Here is a 19,126-nt window from a genome sequence, read left to right as displayed (position 1 = left end):
GGTATCCAGGCATGGTTTTCAGGCATGGTTTTCAGGCATGGTCTCCAGGCACAGTTTTCCAGGCTGCAGTACCAGGGAGACCTTTTGCCTATTGGCCGCCCCACGGCAGTGACGGCACCTCGGGAAAGATGTCCATCGCCTGCAGGAAGCTGGCCTCCGGCGGCGCCTCCAGGGTGATCCGCTGCCCGCTGACGGGATGACGAAAAGCCATGCTCACAGCAGCCAGCAGCAGCCTTCCCTGCCCAAACCGCTGGGCAAAGTAACGGTTGTGCCGGCCGCGGCCATGGTTGGCATCCCCAATGATGGGGTGGCTGATGTGTTTCATGTGGCGGCGAAGCTGGTGCTTGCGGCCAGTCTGAGGCATCAGCTCAACCAATGCGTAACGGCTGGTGGGATAGGTTTCAATCGCCACCGCCAGTTCGGTGGTGGCCAGGGTCCGGTAGAGCGTCCGAGCCTCCCGGACTGTCTGCTCACGGTGCCGAAGTCGACGGTCCTCTGGCTCATCCCTGAGGGGGTGATCGATCTCGCCACTGGCCTGGGGCCAACCCCGCACCACCGCCAGATAGGTCTTCTCAATCTCCCCCGCCATCATTTTCTGCCCCAGCAACCGTGCGATGTCTGGGTGGCGGGCAAACACCAGCACCCCGGATGTGGGCCGATCCAGGCGATGAACCGGGTACACGTGACGCCCGCCGTTCAGCGCCCGGGCATACTGCAGGGCAAACTCGGTTTCATGCCGGTCGATGGGGCTGCGGTGTACCAGCAGTCCCGCCGGTTTGTGGACCACCAGCAGGGCATCGTCCTGGTACAGCAGTGTCAAAGGATTGCGTGGGGTAAGCGAGGCAGTCATCGGATACGGTAGCTCTGGGGTTCCGCGCATTCTAAGCGGTTTTCCAACCCGTTCCCAACTGTTCCTGTCTCTCCCTTATTTTGACGGAGCCTCTGAACGCCCCCGCAGGACGCGCGCTGGAGAAGGCACCTGCCGCAGCTACCGCAAGGAACGACTATGTCAGCCGATCGCGCTCAGCCAATAGCGCTCACTAACACCAGCACGCCGGCAACAAAGGTGGCCAGGCCCAGGCCTACCGCCGCCAGCTTGAGTCCTTCGTGCACTTCCGCTTCGGTTGTCATAGCTCCCTCCGACGAGTCGATCCCTACACCACTCAAATAGTAACTGATAATGATTTTCATTTAAAAGGGAAAATGTCCATTACTTTCGTACGCCTGTTGCTGGTAACAAATATCAAACAAGCGTCACAATTAAGGCACAGATCGAACGCTGTCTTCAGCTAGACTGTTCGACTTTTTGCATCAACCAAACCCGATCGGAGCGCTCCCATGCAATGGTATTCACGCAGCATTCTCAATCGGGTACTGACCATCGTGCTCGCGGCCAACCTGGCCGTGGCGGTCGTTGCGGCGTTCTACCTTGCGTATTCGCTGCAGGCCAAGGATGAATATGACCACCTCGCAGGCAAGGATATGGTGAGTGCCCTGGAAGCCCAGGACATCCTGATCAGCTTCAAGACCCAGGTACAGGAATGGAAGAACACCCTGATCCGCGGCACAGACCCGGACCAGCGGGCAAAGTATTGGGACCGATTCCAGGAGCAGGAATCCGAGATCCAGTCCCGCCTGGAGCAGCTGCTTGGCAACCTGGACCAGGCGAAGGTTACCCAACTTCTGTCTGACTTCCAGCAAGCCCATCGGCGGATGGGCGATGCCTATCGTCAAGGCTACCAGGCGTTTGTGGATGCCGGCATGGACCCGTCGGCCGGTGACCGGGCCGTCGCCGGCATCGACCGGGAGCCCGCCCAACTGCTTGGAGACGCCACCGCGTTAATTCGCGCCCAGGCCCTGGCAGACGCCCAGAGCATCAGCAATGAGGTCTCTGCCAACACCTGGCGAGTCGGCTCCCTCCTGTTGCTGGCGATTGTGTTGGGGACGGTGGCCTGTCTTGTGGTGTTGATGCGTGCGGTTATCAAGCCCACCCAGGTCATCACCGCACAGCTGCAAAAACTGAGCGACGGCGACCTGTCCGAGCGCGTCAGTCTGCAGCGTGAGGACGAACTGGGCCGGCTCGCCGAGGCGGCACGGCGGCTGCACGACTTCCTCGCCACCACCGGCCGCCAAATGACCAGCACCGCGGAGCAACTGAACCACACCCGCGACATCATCGCCGGGAACGCCGACAAGGTGTCGTCACAATCCAGCGAAGCTCACCTGCGCATCGATCAGGTGGCGACCGCCATGAATGAAATGTCCGCCACGGCCCAGGATGTAGCGCAACATGCAGCGTCGGTCGCCACCCAGGTGCAGGAGACCTCCCAGCAGACCGGGCAGGCGGACCAGGAAATCCATCGCGCGATGGAAAGCATGAACCGGCTGGCGGCGCAGATTCGGACCTCGGCGGAAACCGTCAACCAACTGGCCGACGATGGCCGTCGGGTCAGCGACGTGATGAAGGTGATCCGGGAAATCGCCGATCAGACCAACCTGCTGGCCCTCAATGCGGCTATCGAGGCGGCGCGGGCGGGCGAGGCCGGCCGGGGCTTCGCCGTGGTGGCCGACGAAGTTCGAACCCTGGCGGCCAAAACCCAGGACGCAACGGTGGAGATCGATCGCATCATCGACGCCATCGCCTCCGGCTCCCGGGATGCCACGGAGTACATGCAGGCCAGCGAGATCGTCACCCAGGAAACCACCGAGGCAGTGTCGACGGTGCGAGAGACCCTGGTCCGCATCAATGGCAGCATGACCAGCGTCAGCGACGCCACCACCCAGGTGGCCACGGCGGCGGAGGAACAAACCAGCGTCAGCGAGGACATCAACCGCAATATCACGGAAATTGCGGAGATCTCCGAGACCATGAAACAGGCCGCCACCGAAAACCTGCAAACTGTGCCGCAACTGGAAGGCATGGCGACAGAGGCGGAGGCCATCGCCGGCCGTTTCCACCACTGACCACGGTCGCCACAACGATCCTTGCCGGCGGGTCCGCAGCCAAGACACGCCTCGCCGGCTAATCCCCCCGCCCCACATATAGACAGCCCACCCGCTGGCAGTCCCAGTTGCTGACAGTTCTACTTGCTGACAGTCCCAGGGGGCCTAATTCATCACGATTAGTGACAGTGTATCACGTATACTTTACTCTTCCGGACAACCCTTGGAACAACACCTGCGCAGGACCCCCGCCCATGTACACCGCCGGTTGGAGCAAACAGCAGATCCAGCTCACCCCGCAGGGCTATGCCATGCACGGTTATGGCCAGTGGCACCATCGCGCCACCGGCGTACAGTTGCCGCTGTACTGCCGCGCCTTGTATCTGGAGGATCAACGGGGACAGACGCTGATTTTCTGCTGCCTGGACCTGGGTTACGTGACCCACGCCATGCGCAGCGGGATCTGTGCCCGCCTGACCGACCTGCTGGGGGCGCGATTCTGCGAGCAACAGCTGGTGCTCACCTGCACCCACACCCACTCCGGGCCCGGCGGCTGCAGCCATGAGGCGCTCTACAATCTGGTCACCCCTGGTTTCGTCCCGGCCCATGTGGACGCCATCGTGAACGCCACCACGGCCGCCGTGACCGAGGCTTGGCAAACTGCACAGGCAACCGACATCAGCGTGGCCGAAGCGTCCTTCTCCCCGCAGACGCCGGTGGCCTGGAATCGTTCCGTGGAAGCCTACAACCAGAACCCGGAAGTCACCCAGCGCAACGCCCGAAACAGCCACCTGGCGCTGGATCGCACCATGCCGGTCATCGCGTTGCGGCGTCAGGGCCGCACCGAGGCACTGCTGTCACTGTTCGGCGTTCATGCCACCTGCGTCGGCAACCGCCGGCACCGCTACGACGGTGACAACAAGGGCTACGCCGCTGCCGAGGCCGAGGCCCGACTGCGGCGGGACGGTGCCCACCAGCCGGTGGCGATCTTCGCCCAGGGCACGGCGGGGGATGTGTCGCCTCATTATCACGGCCCAGGCGCCGCCCGCCGGCGTCGACGCCTGCGTGGCGAGGCCGAATACACTTACGCCCGCCAAAATGGCAGCTACCAGAGCGACCTTGCCTTCCAGGCGCTTCACCGCCAGCACCGCGGGATCAATGGCAGCGGCATCCAATCCCTGTTGAGTTACGTCGACTTTACCAATCGACAGGCCGATGCCCGCTTCGCCGATGGCGAGCAGATGGCGTGCACCAGCGAGCCCTGTCACGGTGTTTCCTTCTTTGCCGGCACCCCCATTGATGGCCCCGGCATGCCGGCGGTTCTGGCCAGGGGCGCCCGTTGGCTGGCACGTCGACTGCGTAAACAACGCCTTCAGGGCGCAAGCGCCACTACCGCAGAGCGAGCCTATTACCAGCGGCTCTACCAGGCTCAGGGGCCAAAGGACATCCTGCTCGAAGGCGGTCGCAAGCAGATTCTGGGCATGCCGCTGCAGCGACTGAAACTGCCAGACTTCGCCGACCCGGTGGTGGCGGAACTGAAACGGCAGGCCCGTGCCGGTGCCATCGAGCAGAGCGCGCTGGTGCCGACGGTACTGCCCCTGCAGATCGTCACGCTCGGCCAACTGGCCCTGGTGTGCTGCCCGGGCGAGTTCACCACCGTGGCCGGCCAACGGCTGCGGGAAACCGTCGCACAGGAACTGGCCGGTACGGGCGTTGAACAGGTGTTGCTATGCACCTATTGCAACGACTACATGGGCTATGTCACCACCCGTGAGGAATACCAGCTGCAGCACTACGAAGGCGGCCACACCGTCTTCGGCCAGTGGACCCTGGCGGCCTTCCAGACCGAGTTTTCCAGACTTGCCCGAGAGCTTCGAAAGCCGGCTGCCGAGCGCAACCACGACCGCAAAACCCGGCCGCCGCTGCCCCCGGCGGCGGAGCTGGCACTGCGCTCCAATCTCGCGCCCCCGGCCTGAGCAACGAACGGGGAATAATCCATTGAACTCAAAAAATGCTTGAAAGCCGATCAGCCCCTGGGGTAGATTCTGATCACTGTTGTCCCATTTTTAATTGCGAAGCCCGTAATTTCATGAAGTTCAACGCTGTGATCGTCCTAGTGAAACTGGTCCTGGTGGTCGTCGTACCACGCGGGGGCTTTTTCGTGGACGAGCAGGTGAAATAGCGACAACACCTGAACCGAACACCAAGAGCCCCCGGCATCGAAAGATTCCGGGGGCTTTTTTTTACACCCAGTTTTACATCCAACAATGTCATTGCGGCCATAACGAACCAGGGAATTCATCATGAACGGCGCACAACACATCTTGAAGGCGTTCCAGAACCACCACATCGACACGGTTTTCGGCTATCCCGGCGGCTGCATCATGCCGCTGTACGATGCCCTGGTGGATGCGGAGGGCGTGGAGCATGTGCTGTGTCGCCATGAGCAGGGCTGTGCCCTGGCTGCCGATGGCTACGCCCGCGCCAGCGGCCGGCTCGGTGTGTGCATCGCCACTTCCGGCCCTGGTGCCACCAACCTGATTACCGGCGTGGCCAACGCCCACCGGGATTCGATCCCCATGCTGGTGGTGACCGGCCAGGTGCCCTCCAGCCTGATTGGTACCGACGCGTTTCAGGAAACCGACGTACTGGGCATGGCGCTGGGAATTGTCAAACACAGCTATCTGATCACCGATGCCAACGAGCTGCCCTCGGTGATGGAAGAAGCGATGACGCTGGCCCAGAGCGGTCGCCCCGGCCCGGTCTGGGTAGATATTCCCAAAGACCTGCTGCTTGCCGAGGTCACCCGTCCCGCCCCCGCCCCGAACCAAGCCGTCGCGCCGGAAGCGATGGCCATCAGCGCCGCCCTGGAACTGCTGTATGACGCCCAACGTCCCCTGCTCTACAGTGGCGGCGGTGTTTCCCTGGCTGGCGCCGAATCCGCCTTCCGACGCCTTGCCGAAGCCTCCGGCCTGCCGGGCGTGGTGACGCTGAAGGGGATTGGCAATCATCATAAGGCCGATCCCAATCACCTGGGCATGCTTGGAATGCACGGATCCCGTGCCGCCAATGAGGCCGTGGAAGCCTGCGATCTGCTGTTTGTTATCGGTGCCCGCCTCGACGACCGGGCCACCGGCAACCTGGCTGGTTTCGCGCCGGGTGCCCGAGTGATCCATCTGGATGCCGATCACGCCGAGTTTGGCAAGCTGCGCGCCGCCGATGTCGCCTTGGGCGGAGACCTCGCCACCCTGCTGGACGGTTTTACCGAGGCCTTGCAGGCCCGCCCGCTGGCCACCCAAGCCTGGACCGAGCAGTGTCGCCGACAACGCACGCTCAAGGGCCTGCAGACCGCAGATAACGAGGAGGCGCTGGCGCCCATCAGCGGCCCCGGCTTTATCCGCCAGTTGTCACGGATAACCCCAGATGATGCCATCATCGCCTGCGATGTCGGCCAGCATCAGATGTGGGTGGCCCAGCACTACCAGTTCGACCATCCCCGTCACCACCTCAGCAGCGGTGGCCTCGGCACCATGGGTTTCGGCATGCCCGCCGCCATTGGCGCGCAGTTCGCCTGCCCCGGCCAGACCGTGATCAACGTCAGTGGCGACGGCTCGTTCATGATGAATGCCCAGGAACTGGCCACCATTCGCCGCTATAACCTGCCGGTGAAGTTGATCATCATGGACAATCAATGCCTGGGCATGGTGCGGCAACAGCAGGAGCTGTTCTACGGTAACCGGGAAAGTCAGATCGACCTCAATGACAATCCGGATTTTGTCACCATGGCCCGGGCCTTCGATATTCCCGCAATGCGCATTGAACGCAGCGACCAGATTCGACGGGGCATTGAAACCATCCTCGCCCTCGACGGCCCGATGCTGCTGCATGTCGCCATTGCCCGCGAGGAAAACGTCTGGCCGATCGTGAAACCCGGTGCCAGTAACCGGGACATGCTGGATGCCAGCCAACAACGACAACACCCAACCACCAGCAAGGAGATCACGGCATGAGCCAGCCAGCCCCCCGGGAGTACCAAATTGAGTGCCGCATGACATTCGAGCCCGCCGCGCTGGAGCGGGTGTGTCAGGTCGTTCGGATTCGGGGCTTCGAGGTCACCGAGGTCAACGCCTCGCTACAGGACACTGGCTGGCGCATCGCCTTGACGGTGCGCGGCAGCCGATCACTGGACATGCTGCGCAAGCAACTGGAAAAGCTTCACAACGTGGAGCGGGTGGTGGCAGACACGACGCAGCGGATCACCCAGCGCAGCGCCTGACGGCGACGAGGGAGGCGCCTGGCCCAGGAGCCTCCCGGGCAGGATCAATAGGTCCAGGAAACGGTCAGCTCGGCAACAGGATTGGCTCCAGATCGGAACAGTCCACCAGCGGGTCGTCCAGGTCGAGCACAATGCGGGACAGCGCCAGTGGCCAGGCCCGGCCGGTGATTTCGCTGTTCACTGCTTTAAAACCCGCGACCTGGGCCTCACCCAGAACCGTTGCGAGGAAGGAGCTACCCCTGGGCGAGACGGCCTCCAGGGTCTCGCCATCGCTGATCTGACCGCAGTCGTACATCAGCGCCAGTCGCGCCGACATCCCAGTGCCGGTAGGGCTGCGGCAGATCACGCCGGGATGAACGTAGGTGGCGGACGTGGATCGAAAACCGGTGTCGGTGACGTCCAACGGTCCCATGAAATGAGCAAACGGCAGCGGGCCCACCCGGCCCAGGCTGGGGTGATCCTGGGTCACCACCGGACGAGCCGCTTCCACGAAGGCCAAACCAAACCTGGCCAGTTCTGGCGTGTCGTGCGCATTCAGCTCGAAGCCCAGTCCCGGGGCGTCCAACAACGCAAAATAGGCGCCACTCCAGGCCAGGGTAAACGGCACCGTACCATACCCCGGCACCGAGGCCTTGAGGTGTCGCTCGGCGACGAATGCTGGCTCGCTGCGAGTGGTGACAGACTCTACCCGGCCGTTGCGATTGCGCGCGGTGATATAGGCCAGCCCGCCGGGAGATTCCAGCACCAGCTGCTGCACGCCGTCTTCCATCGGCACCAGGCCCTGCTCCAGAACGGCAGTGGCGGTACAGAGGGTGTTGGAACCCGAATACAGTGGGTATCCCATGGCTTCCATGATGATGTAGCCCGCATCGGCTCGGGGATCGGCGGGCGGTACGATCAGGTCAATGGACATGAATGGGTCGCCATAGGGCTCATTCAGCAGCCAGCGCCGAAAGCCATCGGCATAGGCCTGGATATAACGCATCTGCTCCAGAACGCTGCCGCCGGGAAGTGGGCCCACCCCGTCCAGGACTATGCGGCTGACATCGCCACCGGCCTGCATATCCACCAATTGGATGGAGCGCATCCGGCGCCCCTGGGGGACTCGCTGACTAGTCCACCGCATGGCGCGCACCTATCTCATCCCATTTGCAATCCGGCACCACCACCAGCTTGCCAACGTAATGTTTGGCCATGAACGCCGTCTGGGCCCGGTGAAAATCCGAAAGCTTAAACGTGCGCTCCAGCAACGGTTTGATCCGGCCCTGCTCGATGTAGCCCAACACCCGGCGGAAGGCCGTGCGGGTACCCTGGGATGAGCCGTGCAGCGCCAGCTGCTTGAGGTACATGGTCCGCAAGTCCAGCTGCACCACGGGACCGCCAATGGCGCCGGCGGTGGTGTAGCGGCCTTCCATTTTGAGGATGCGCAGCAAGTCGTTGAACAGACGCCCGGCCACCAGATCCGCCACCACATCGATGGGTTTTCCGCCGGTCATGGCGTCCACTTTCTCCACCAGGTCGCCGCTGCCCCTGAAAGTGACGCCTTCGGCACCCAAGGCGGTCAGCGCCTCGGCTTTTTCCGGTACCGTCACCGCGTAGGGAATTGCGCCCCGGGCCCGGGCCAGCTGGATAATGGCAGAACCCACGCCACCGGAAGCGCCGGTCACCAGTACCCGCTCGCCAGCCGCCAGGCGGGCCCGGTCGAGCATATGCTCGCCGGTGAGATAGGCGCAGCAAAAGGTAGCTAACTCGGCGTCGTCGAGGTCGCTGTCGATGGGGTAGGCATTTTCGGCCGGCACGGTGGTGAACTCGGCATAGCCGCCGTCGCGGCCATGGCCGATGTAATCGATGTCCGCCAGGCTGTCGTCACCTTCGGGACGGTGGTAGAGACTGAAATCAACGATGACCCGCTCGCCGATGCGGCCGGCCGGTACGCCTTCGCCTACCGCCGCAACCACCCCCACGGTGTCTGCGCCCTGGATGCGGGGAAACGCCAGGGTGGAGCGTCCGCGCCGCCAGGTGGAGATCGAGCTGGGATCGGTCTCACTGCCATAGGCGCCCTCTCGTACCCAGACATCGGTATTGTTCATACCGCAGGCACTGACCTCAATCAGCACCTCGCCAACGCCTGGGGATGGCACCGGGACATCCTCACGGTAGATGAGCTGGTCCAGCCCGCCGTGACCGATGAGCTGGACCGCCTTCATAACGCTAGGAAACATCATCCTCTCCTGATCCAGGTCTGGCTTGCCTGACAAGCCAGAGCATCCCGATCAGGATAGGTCAATAATTGACCGATTGCGCGTTATTGCTCCCCTTCCAGGAACAGGCGCTGGATGCTGGAGAAGTCCAGTGTGCCGTTGCCCTTCAGCCCGTGCAGGGAGAACAGATTGCGAGCCAGCGCCCCCATGGGAATCGGCGCCTGGTTCTTGACCGCGTTGTCATAGGCCAACCCCAGATCCTTATTCATCAGGTTGACCTGGAACCCGCCCTCATAGCCCCGCGATGCAGGTACCCCCTCCATCACCCCCGGCCAGGGATTGTAGACGTTGAGGGCCCAGTTACCGCCGGAGCTCTGTTTCATGATCTCGGACAGCACGGCTGGATCCAATCCATTCTTCACCCCCAGCGCCAACGCCTCGCAAGTCCCCGACATCAGGATGGCCAGCAACAGGTTGTTGCAGATCTTAGCCACCTGGCCGGCACCGTGGCCGCCCGCATGGAAGATGTTCTTGCCCATGTTCGCCAGAATCGGCTTGGCACGCTCAAACGTGGCAGCGTCGCCACCGCAGATAAACGTCAGGGTACCGGCCTGGGCGCCGCCCACGCCGCCGGACACGGGTGCGTCCAGAAAGGCGATGCCCTGTTCGGAAGCAACCTTCGCTACTTTTTGGACCGTATCCGGTGCAATGGTGGAGGAGTCAATCACCAGAGTATCCGTGGCCAACTGCGCCAGCAAGCCATCCGCCCCCAGATACACCGACTCCACATGCTGGCCCGCTGGCAGCATGGTGATCACGCACTCCGCCCCCGCAGCGGCTTCCCCAGCCGAGCCGGCGGCTACCGCGCCAGCCTCCACCGCATGTTCCAAAGCGGCCTTGGCAAGATCAAATACCACCACCTCATGGCCCGCCTTGACCAAATTGGCGGCCATGGGGCCACCCATATTTCCCAATCCAACAAACGCTATCTTCGCCATACGCCTTTCTCCTTGTTCTTGTCTCGGTTGTAATGGACAACGCGTCCCGCTTAGCGGAAAAAGTCTTCGATCCAGCCCGGATCGATGTCATTGAGTGCCGGATACCGCCAGCGGGGTTGCTGGTCCTTATCGATCAGCAGCGCCCGCACCCCTTCAGCGAACTCGCCTTTTTGCAGGCATTTCAGCGACAGCCCCAGCTCCAACGCAAAGACTTCGGACAGGCTCATGTGACGGGCCAGTTGCAGGTGGCGGAAAAACACGGTCTGGGACGTTGGCGAGGCACCGTCCAGCGCTCGCACTGCCTTGCGCAACCAGTCGTCGCCCTCAGCGGCATTGCGCAACTGCTCGACGATCTGCGCCAGGCTGTCGCCATCGGTCAACTGGTTGATCAGGTCCAGATGAGCCCGCACCGGCGACGCCGGTTTTAACTCTGCGGAGGCCGCTTCAAAATGGCGCAGCGCCTGGCTGACCACCACGCTGGCCGCATCAGTGCGCCAATCCGCGGCCTTGAGCCGATTGACCACCTCCACCTTGAGATCGTGACGGATAAACCGGTCCGCCAGCCCCAGGAACAACGCGTCGGCGCCGTTGATGCGGGCTCCGGTCAGCCCGAGGAACAGCCCGGCCCGCCCCGGCATGCGGTTAAGGAACCAGCCCGCGCCGACATCCGGGTACAGCCCGATGTTTACTTCCGGCATCGCCAGCATGGAGCGCTCGGTCACCACCCGGTGGCTGGCCCCGGCCATAATGCCTATGCCGCCGCCCATGACGATGCCATGGCCCCAGCAGACGACCGGTTTGCCGAACCGGTGAATGAGCTGGTCCAGCTCGTACTCCTCGGTGAAGAACGATGCTCCGATGCCCGCGCCCTGACCGGCAGGTTGCGGCTCCACCATATCGCGGTACAGCGCGACAATGTCACCACCGGCACAGAAGGCCTTGTCGCCTTCGGCTTCGAGCCACACCGCGAGGATCTCCTCATCCCGCTGCCACTCGGTCAGCTTCGGCGCCAGCAGCCGAATCATATCCAACGACAAGGCGTTGAGGGATTTGGGGGCGTTCAGGCGGGCGACGGCAAGCCGACCGCCGTTGACTGGCCACTCTTCAAATACGATGGCGTCGTTATTCATAGTGCGTTCCACTCAGGTTTTCCACGACCGTTAACGGTTTTTCCACTGCGGGCTACGTTTCTGCAAGAACGCGTTCACCCCTTCACGCTGGTCCTCGGTGGAGAACAGCTCGACAAACAATTCCCGCTCCATACGCCAGCCATCCCGATGACTGCGGCCATCACGGGCGCTCATCACCAGGGACTTGCAGCGGGCAATGGACGACGGGCTCTGCTGGCAGGCCTGCTCGGCCAGCTCCAGCGCCTTGGCAAAGGCTTCGCCCTTGGCCACCACCTCTTCCACCAATCCGATCTGCAGGGCCCGCTCGGCGCTCACCCGCTCGCCGCACAGGATCATCCGCTTGGCCCAGCCTTCGCCCACCAGCCACGGCAGGTTCTGGGTGCCGCCGGCGCAGGGCAACAGGCCAACCCGGGCCTCCGGTAGCGCCAGTTGGGCCTGTGCTTCGGCCACCCGGATATCACAGGCCAGGGCACATTCCAGGCCACCGCCCATGGCGTAGCCATTGATGGCCGCGATGGACACCCCACGGAAACTGCTCAGGGCCTCGAAGGCGTCGCCAAAGGCCTTGGCCATGACCGTCGCCTGGCCAACATCGCCCTCGGCAAAGGCGTTCAAATCTGCGCCCGCCGAGAAGAACTTCTCGCCCTCCCCGGTGATGACCAGGGCAAAAATGTCCTTGTCACGGTTGAGGCGCTGGACCGTGTCCCCCAGGTCCGCCAGCGATTCCTGGGTCCAGGTGTTCGCCGGCGGGTTGCTGATGGTGATAATGGCAACGTGACCGCGCTCTTCCAGTTGAATGGTTGCGCTCATGTTTTCATTCCTTCTGTCGTTCTTCGCCGTTCGGTTTCGCTGATTACTGGATGGCTTCCGCCACCCCCGGTTGCAGTAGCCGCCGGGCCACAATCAGCCGCATGATTTCGTTGGTGCCTTCCAAGATCTGGTGAACCCGCAAGTCGCGCACATAGCGCTCCAACGGATATTCACGAATGTAACCATAGCCACCATGGAGCTGCAGCGCCTCGTTACAGACGTCGAAGCAGGCATCGGTGGCGAACCGCTTGGCCATGGCGCAGTGAAGGGTGGCCTCGGGGTCGCCCTGATCGAGTTTGAAGGCGCCGAGCCGCACCATCTGTCGTGCCGCCACCAGGTGAGTGGCCATGTCGGCGAGCCGGAACTGCAGGGCCTGAAATTCCGCCAGCGGCTTGCCGAACTGGGAGCGCTCGTGGAGGTAGTTCCGCGAACGCAGCAGCGCCGCCTGAGCACCACCCAGGGAACAGGTGGCGATGTTCAGCCGTCCCCCGTCCAGCCCCTTCATGGCGATCTTGAAGCCTTCGCCTTCCTCGCCCAGGCGGTTGGCAACCGGTACCCGGACATCCTCAAAGGTGATCTGGCGCGTAGGCTGCGAACGCCAGCCCATCTTTTCTTCATTCTTGCCGTAATGGATGCCGCCGCTGTCCGCCGGCACCACGAACGCGGTGATGCCTTTGGCTCCGCTGTCGGCTGCGCCGGTGCGGGCCATCACCACCAGCACCTGGGTGCTGCCGGCGCCGGATATGAACACCTTGCTGCCATTCAGTACGTAGTGGTCACCCTCGCGCACCGCACGGGTACGCAGGTTGCCGGCGTCGGAACCGGCGCCGGGTTCGGTCAGGCAGTAGGAGCCCAGCCATTCGCCTCTGGCCATGCGCGGGGCAAAATCGTCCCGTACCTGGCCGCTGGCAAAGCAGGCCACCATCCAGGTGGCCATGTTGTGAATGGTGATGTAGGCAGCGGTGGACGGACACGCCGCCGCCAGCTCTTCCACAATCACCGAGGTATCCAGCCGGGACAGGCCCATGCCGCCCTGCTCCTGCGGGGTGTAAATCCCGCAGAAGCCCATCTCGCCAGCGGCACGGATCACCTCGACCGGGAAGATATGCTCGTCATCCCAGCGGGCGGCGTGGGGCGCCATTTCGTGCTCGGCAAAGGCCCGGGCCGCTTCGCGGAACGCCAGCTGATCCTCATTGAGGTTAAAGTCCATGCAACTACCCTCTCCCGTCTGGATCAGCGCAGGTGGATGGAGAAGTTGGCGTCCACCTCCATCTCGCTGTGGAACCAGCGGGCGGTGATGGTCTTGGTCTCGGTGTAGAACCGGACCGCCTGCTTGCCATAAGCGTGCTGATCGCCGTAGAACGAGCCCTTCCAGCCGGTGAAGGAGAAGAACGGCAGGGGCACCGGGATGGGAATGTTCACGCCCACCTGGCCCACATCGATTTCATGCTGGTAACGGCGTGCGCTGCCACCGCAGTTGGTAAAGATCGAGGTCCCGTTGCCATAGGGGCTGTTGTTGACCAGCTCGATGGCATCGCCGAGGCTGTCCACTTCCACGCAGGACAACACCGGCCCGAAAATCTCCTGGTCGTATACGTCCATGCCCGGTTTCACCCCGGCAAACAGGGTAGGCCCGACCCAGTTGCCATCCGACAGACCTTCCACGGTGCAGCCACGGCCATCCAACAGCAGCTTCGCACCCTGGGCTTCACCACTGGCGATGAGGGATTCCACCCGATCTTTCGCCTGCGCACTGATCAGCGGCCCATAGGCGGCAGCCTTGTCGTTCCAGGCGCCCGGACGCACTTTGGCCAGCGCCTCCTTGAGCTCCGGAATCCATTCCTGGGATGAGCCGACGAACACCGCCACGGAGATTGCCATGCAGCGCTGACCGGCGGCGCCGACGGAGGCACCAACCAGGGCGTTGATGACCTGCTGCTTATCGGCATCCGGCATGATCACCATGTGGTTCTTGGCACCGGCAAAGCTCTGCACCCGTTTCATGTTGCGGGTACCGGTTTCGTATATGTAGCGGCCAACGGGTACCGAACCGACAAAGGAGACCGCCTTAATGACCGGATCGGTCAGCAACACGTCCACTTGCTCTTTGGCGCCATGCACTACTTGCAGTACGCCCTTGGGTGCACCGGCCTGTTCAAACAGCTCCACCAGCCGGGTCGGCGTCAGCGGGTCCTGCTCGGACGGCTTGAGGATGAAGGTATTACCGCAGGCAATCGCCATCGGGAACATCCACAGCGGAATCATCGCCGGGAAGTTGAATGGCGTGATGCCGGCACAGACACCCAGCGGCTGGATATAGGAGTAGGTATCCACTTCCCGGGCCACGTTTTCGACGGTCTCGCCCATCATCAGCGATGGGATGTTGGCGGCGTGCTCCACCACTTCAATACCCCGCCAGACATCCCCCTTGGCGTCTTCAAAGGTTTTGCCGGTTTCCTGGGACAGGATCTCGGCAATTTCGTCGTGGTGCTCTTTGAGCAGGGCCTGATAACGCAACATCACCCGTGCCCGCTCGGACACTGGGGTTTCCTTCCAGGTCTTGAAGGCCTCGGCAGCGCTGAGTATGGCCTGTTGCATTTCATCGGCGGTGGCGCAGGGGACCTTGGCAATGACCTCGTTGGTGGCCGGATTGGTGACATCGATCCACTGGTCGCTCTGACTCTGGACAAACTCACCGGCAATGTAGAGGGGTACATTCTTCATGGCAGTATCCTGTGTTTGTTGTTGTAGGCAAGCACCCCGAGAGCGGGGCCAATCGTTGAAGCATGGTTTGATGCTAGCAGAGGATAGGTCTGGCCATGATTGACTAAATTTCGCGCGTGATGGATTATCTTTAGACTGCCACCCAAAAAAGAGCACTATGACCCAAACCTCGCAATGGCCCGTACCCAGGGACAGTGTCAGATACGTGTTGCCCGCCCCGGCCATCCAGGCACTTTCCGAGCATCCCTTGACCCGCGATCTTTATCCGCTGGCGTTCGGCCACTACCGCAGTGCGAAGGGGCATCACATGCACCGGGAGCATCACCGCGACCATCTTTTGATCTACTGCACGGATGGCCGCGCCTTCCTCAACGTCGAGGACACGCCCTACACGGCGGAAGCGGGCGATCTGATCCTGCTCCCCGCCGGCGCCGCCCATCGCTATACCGCCGATCCGGACAACCCCTGGACCATCCACTGGGTGCACTATGCCGGGCCACTGGCCGATGAGTTCCAGCAATACATGGGCTTCGATGCCGACACTCACCTGCTGCACCTGGGCCAACAACCGCGGGTATTGGTGGATTTCAACGGCTTGCTGTCGGTCAGACAGACCGGCTTCCGGCAAAAAGGCCTGGTACACGCCGCCAACCGGCTGCGGCAGCTGCTGACCGCAATTCCGCTGACGATCGACGACCGCACCAGCGCCCAGCAACCGGAGCTGGAAATCATCCACAACTTCATGCGTGAGCACCTGGAGGAACGTATTACCCTGGACCAGCTGGCGGAACTGGCCGGACTGTCGCCCGCCCACTTCGCCACCCGTTACCGGGCCCAGACCGGATCGCCCCCTATCCAGCATTTTATCCACCTGAAAGTGGAACGGGCCTGTCAGCTGCTGGACACCACCGGGCTGAGCTTTGCTGCGATCAGCGCCCGCCTGGGCTACGACGACGCCTATTACTTCTCACGGTTGTTCAAAAAGGTGATGGGGCAATCTCCGAAGAACTACCGGCATACCAATCGCCATTGATGGCCGTTGAGGTGCCTCGGACCATTCGGTGGGTCCGGGGCAAGGCGCGCACTTTGATCATATTTGCTACAAAGGTGTGAACATCAGTTCAATAACGCACCAGAGTCCGCCAGCCCTTATGGGACGGGCCATTAGGCGCCTTGTCCTCGAGTTGCTCACATAGTTATCCACTGAATCTGTGGACAACCGCCAGCAACGTCGGTCGCAGCCAGGGAAAACACACCAAGCCAGGCGGCGTCGACAGGACACCGTCGCCGCAACGAATCCCCCCTTGATCCCGGTAGCACTTGCGCGCACAGGTCCGGGCCGTGCCCCAACCGCCTCCAGACTCCAAGGGCCGACAGCACAAGCGTTCCAGGGCATCCGCCCAAATTTCCACCAGCCTGATCAAATTAAATCCAAAGCGATGAACCACCGTTCAATTAAACGCCAGAAGTCGGCAACGCCTGTCCCGTGCGGGCTGGGGAAAACCGTCCTAGGGTTGCTAACAAAGTTATCCACAGTTTCTGTGGACAAAGCCGGGGGCAGCCGCAATTTCAGCGACTCAAGACGTTACCCCTGATGATCCGCAATTCAGAGGCTCCATTAGCACTTCCTAAATCATGATGAACCCATTAGGCTGATCAGATCGAACCCACGACGAGTGAGACATCGCTATGTATATCATTGAAGTTGATGAAACTTTTGATGTGCCAAGAAAGAAGGTATTCGCCCTGTTCGCCGAGCATGAACGCTTCGGCAAGCTGCTCGGCGCCCCCGCCAAGCGCATCAAGGACAGTGACCAGGCAGACCCCAACGGCCTGGGATCGGTTCGCAAGATCGGCATCGGCCCCATCGGTTTGGAAGAAACCGTCGTCGGCTTCGAGCCGGACTCGCTGATTGAGTACAGCATCACCAGCTTTAGCCCGCTGAAGAACCACATCGGCCGCATCCGCTTCGAAGACACTCCCGATGGCCAGACCCGGGTCAACTACACCATCACCTTTGATGACATCATCCCGTTCACCGGCAAACTGATCCAGACGGCACTGGAGCAAGGTATTCGCAAAGGCATCAAACGCGTACCCCGCTTCGCCTGAGCCACTCCGGCGCCTGGGCAGCTCCATCCGGTGCAGCCCAGGCCGCCCTTTCCCCAGCCCCTCCCCCGTTTTAGCCCACTCGCCACCGCCCGTACGCCTTGACGACATAGGTACAAACCACATTGTCATTAAGGGTCATCGCAAGCCAAAGCCCTACCCAAAGCCACTTGATCTTGTGTACATTCGTGCACAACAATGACAAATGAGGTCAGGACGACCCGTAATTTTAAACGACCAAAGGGGTCTCGTTTGGGAATGGATGAATGGTGATTTCGCCCTTCGGAGGTTCCTTAATTACAGATGAAAAGGAGGCTCACCATGAGCATCAGTTCAAACCGCATCATTGGCCTGACGCAGGAACTTGCTATTGAGAAGGCCTGCAACGTTGTCGATCTGCACATCGGCTGGCAAAACGAGTACGAAGCCCAGCAGCAGAAAGATCCCAACGGCCACCACCACCGGGCGCCGGTGGTCACCTGGCAGCGTGATGGCATCACCTACCAGTTTGTACCGACGCTGACCTTCGAGCCATCCGCCAAGGGTTACGCGGTAAGCGCCGACGCACTGGTCGCGGACATCGAAACACAGCTGCTGACACGAGGTGTACCTAGACCCCAAGCAGCATGATGCATCGATACGGGGCGGTTCTCCGCCCCGGTTACTGTCTGCATAACCGCTTTCCGCCCGAATACCGCCCTCCCATTGACGGCATTCCCGGTTTCCTCAGCTCGCCTGCCCGTCACCTTCCCTGAGCCATCCGGCTGACGCCGGCTATGTTGCCCAGTCGCCTTTCCTTATCCCCAATCCGTTTCTACTATGGTGATATCCCCCGCTCCCTCACCGATAGGGATTTATCCGCATGAACAAGAAGCTACGGTTAGTTCTCTGGGGCACCCTGCTGGTCTTCATGGCGGGCTGCGGCGATCAGGAACCCGCCCCGCAGCCTCCGGTGACCCAGCCGGTGAAAGTCATCACCATCGGCAGCGGAAACGATCTGCGGCAGCGTGATTTCCCGGGCACCGTGCGGGCAACCCAAAGGGTCACCATGGCCTTCCAGGTTCCGGGCAGGCTGGTGGAACTGCCGGTCACAGAGGGACAACAGGTACAGGCAGGCGACCAGTTGGGGCTGTTGGACGATTCCGACTATCGCAGCAATCTGGCCGCGGCGCAGGCGGAACTCACCCGCACCGAAGCCAACTTCAATCGGGCCCGGGAGTTGATCGAACGGAATTACGTCTCCCAGGCAGACTTCGACACGATCCAGGCCAACTACAACATCGCCCAGTCCAATCTGCAGAAGGCGCAAAAGGCGTTGAACGATACCCGGCTGGTAGCCCCCTTCGACGGCGTGGTGGCCCGCACCTTTGTCCAGAACTTTGAGGAGGTGCAGGCCAAGGAGCCGGTGCTCAGCCTGCAAAACAACCGGGAACTGGAAGTGGTGGTCAATGTCCCGGAAAGCCTGGTGGTCCGGGGGAAAGACACCACGGGACTGGTGCTGTCCGGTCGCTTTGACGGCATCCCCGGCGTGACCTTTCCGCTGCGGGTCAAGGAGTTCGCCACCGAGGCCAGCCCCGACACCCAAACCTTTGAGTATGTGCTCGCCATCGAGAACACCCGGGGCCATAACCTGCTTCCGGGAATGACCGCGCTGGTTCATGCCGAACGATCGCTGCCCACCGTCGATACCGACGCCCCCCTGTCCATTCCGCTCTCTGCCCTGGTTGCGGGCCCGGAGGATAAAGCCAGCGTCTGGGTGGTCGGCGAAGACGACCGGGTCAGCCAACGCCCGGTGGTGACCGGGGAACTGGTCGGCAACGACCGTATCGAAGTGCGCTCCGGCCTGGCGCCCGGCGACACCGTCGTCACCGCCGGAGTCGGTGAACTGCGGGACAACATGCAGGTGAAACCCATCACCAAAGTGGAGTTCTGACC

At 62.0% G+C, this 19,126-nt stretch carries 16 protein-coding genes; 8 read left to right on the top strand and 8 right to left on the bottom strand.

Annotated elements, in window-relative coordinates:
- Positions 1-88: 88 nt before the first annotated feature.
- Positions 89-850 carry a pseudouridine synthase gene (locus N6L25_RS09295; RefSeq protein WP_271979554.1) on the bottom strand — a complete coding sequence of 254 codons (762 nt, stop codon included), beginning with the start codon at positions 848-850 and terminating at the stop codon, positions 89-91.
- Positions 851-1,338: 488 nt separating this feature from the next.
- Between N6L25_RS09295 and N6L25_RS09290 the strand changes: the two genes are divergently transcribed.
- The 4 genes from N6L25_RS09290 to N6L25_RS09275 all read left to right on the top strand — a co-directional run bounded on the left by N6L25_RS09290 (position 1,339) and on the right by N6L25_RS09275 (position 7,219).
- Positions 1,339-2,964: a methyl-accepting chemotaxis protein gene (locus N6L25_RS09290; protein WP_271979553.1), complete on the top strand. Its 1,626-nt coding sequence runs from the start codon at positions 1,339-1,341 to the stop codon at positions 2,962-2,964.
- A gap of 233 nt (positions 2,965-3,197) precedes the next feature.
- Positions 3,198-4,919 (top strand): neutral/alkaline non-lysosomal ceramidase N-terminal domain-containing protein, encoded by a 1,722-nt coding sequence (locus N6L25_RS09285; RefSeq protein WP_271979552.1) that lies wholly within the window; start codon positions 3,198-3,200, stop codon positions 4,917-4,919.
- 327 nt (positions 4,920-5,246) lie between these two features.
- Positions 5,247-6,953 carry an acetolactate synthase 2 catalytic subunit gene (gene ilvG / locus N6L25_RS09280; protein WP_271979551.1) on the top strand — a complete coding sequence of 569 codons (1,707 nt, stop codon included), beginning with the start codon at positions 5,247-5,249 and terminating at the stop codon, positions 6,951-6,953.
- Positions 6,950-7,219, top strand: coding sequence for an ACT domain-containing protein (locus N6L25_RS09275; protein ID WP_271979550.1), 270 nt, complete (start codon positions 6,950-6,952; stop codon positions 7,217-7,219). Before ilvG ends, N6L25_RS09275 begins: the two co-directional genes overlap by 4 nt.
- 64 nt (positions 7,220-7,283) lie before the next feature.
- Here the strand turns inward: N6L25_RS09275 and N6L25_RS09270 are convergent, their stop codons facing one another.
- The 7 genes from N6L25_RS09270 to N6L25_RS09240 all read right to left on the bottom strand — a co-directional run bounded on the left by N6L25_RS09270 (position 7,284) and on the right by N6L25_RS09240 (position 15,082).
- Positions 7,284-8,345 (bottom strand): proline racemase family protein, encoded by a 1,062-nt coding sequence (locus N6L25_RS09270; RefSeq protein WP_271979549.1) that lies wholly within the window; start codon positions 8,343-8,345, stop codon positions 7,284-7,286.
- Entirely contained in the window at positions 8,332-9,441 is a 1,110-nt protein-coding gene (locus tag N6L25_RS09265) for an alcohol dehydrogenase family protein (RefSeq protein WP_271979547.1), read from the bottom strand. Before N6L25_RS09265 ends, N6L25_RS09270 begins: the two co-directional genes overlap by 14 nt.
- An 83-nt stretch (positions 9,442-9,524) precedes the next feature.
- A complete protein-coding gene (mmsB, locus tag N6L25_RS09260) occupies positions 9,525-10,418 on the bottom strand; it encodes a 3-hydroxyisobutyrate dehydrogenase (protein WP_271979546.1) in 894 nt (297 codons plus the stop codon).
- 50 nt (positions 10,419-10,468) lie between these two features.
- Positions 10,469-11,548: an enoyl-CoA hydratase/isomerase family protein gene (locus N6L25_RS09255; protein ID WP_271979545.1), complete on the bottom strand. Its 1,080-nt coding sequence runs from the start codon at positions 11,546-11,548 to the stop codon at positions 10,469-10,471.
- 30 nt (positions 11,549-11,578) lie between these two features.
- Positions 11,579-12,358, bottom strand: coding sequence for an enoyl-CoA hydratase (locus N6L25_RS09250; RefSeq protein WP_271979544.1), 780 nt, complete (start codon positions 12,356-12,358; stop codon positions 11,579-11,581).
- Between the two features lie 43 nt (positions 12,359-12,401).
- Positions 12,402-13,568 (bottom strand): acyl-CoA dehydrogenase family protein, encoded by a 1,167-nt coding sequence (locus N6L25_RS09245; RefSeq protein ID WP_271979543.1) that lies wholly within the window; start codon positions 13,566-13,568, stop codon positions 12,402-12,404.
- 23 nt (positions 13,569-13,591) lie between these two features.
- Positions 13,592-15,082 (bottom strand): CoA-acylating methylmalonate-semialdehyde dehydrogenase, encoded by a 1,491-nt coding sequence (locus N6L25_RS09240; protein ID WP_271979542.1) that lies wholly within the window; start codon positions 15,080-15,082, stop codon positions 13,592-13,594.
- Between the two features lie 157 nt (positions 15,083-15,239).
- Between N6L25_RS09240 and N6L25_RS09235 the strand changes: the two genes are divergently transcribed.
- The 4 genes from N6L25_RS09235 (at position 15,240) to N6L25_RS09220 (ending at position 19,124) form a co-directional block, all read left to right on the top strand.
- Positions 15,240-16,115: an AraC family transcriptional regulator gene (locus N6L25_RS09235; RefSeq protein ID WP_271979541.1), complete on the top strand. Its 876-nt coding sequence runs from the start codon at positions 15,240-15,242 to the stop codon at positions 16,113-16,115.
- 656 nt (positions 16,116-16,771) lie between these two features.
- Complete coding sequence (locus N6L25_RS09230) at positions 16,772-17,194, top strand: SRPBCC family protein (RefSeq protein ID WP_271979540.1); 423 nt, start codon at positions 16,772-16,774, stop codon at positions 17,192-17,194.
- 318 nt (positions 17,195-17,512) lie between these two features.
- The gene (locus N6L25_RS09225; RefSeq protein WP_271979539.1) at positions 17,513-17,821 is read left to right on the top strand and encodes a hypothetical protein; all 309 of its coding nucleotides are present in this window, start codon (positions 17,513-17,515) and stop codon (positions 17,819-17,821) included.
- A 232-nt stretch (positions 17,822-18,053) separates the two neighbouring features.
- The gene (locus N6L25_RS09220; protein WP_271979538.1) at positions 18,054-19,124 is read left to right on the top strand and encodes an efflux RND transporter periplasmic adaptor subunit; all 1,071 of its coding nucleotides are present in this window, start codon (positions 18,054-18,056) and stop codon (positions 19,122-19,124) included.
- The last annotated feature ends 2 nt before the right edge of the window (positions 19,125-19,126 follow it).

This window comes from Marinobacter sp. SS21 (genome assembly GCF_028369065.1).
Classification (GTDB): Bacteria; Pseudomonadota; Gammaproteobacteria; order Pseudomonadales; family Oleiphilaceae; genus Marinobacter.
The sequence above is the reverse complement of the archived record's forward strand: the minus strand, read 5'-3'. Positions and strand labels throughout refer to the sequence as shown.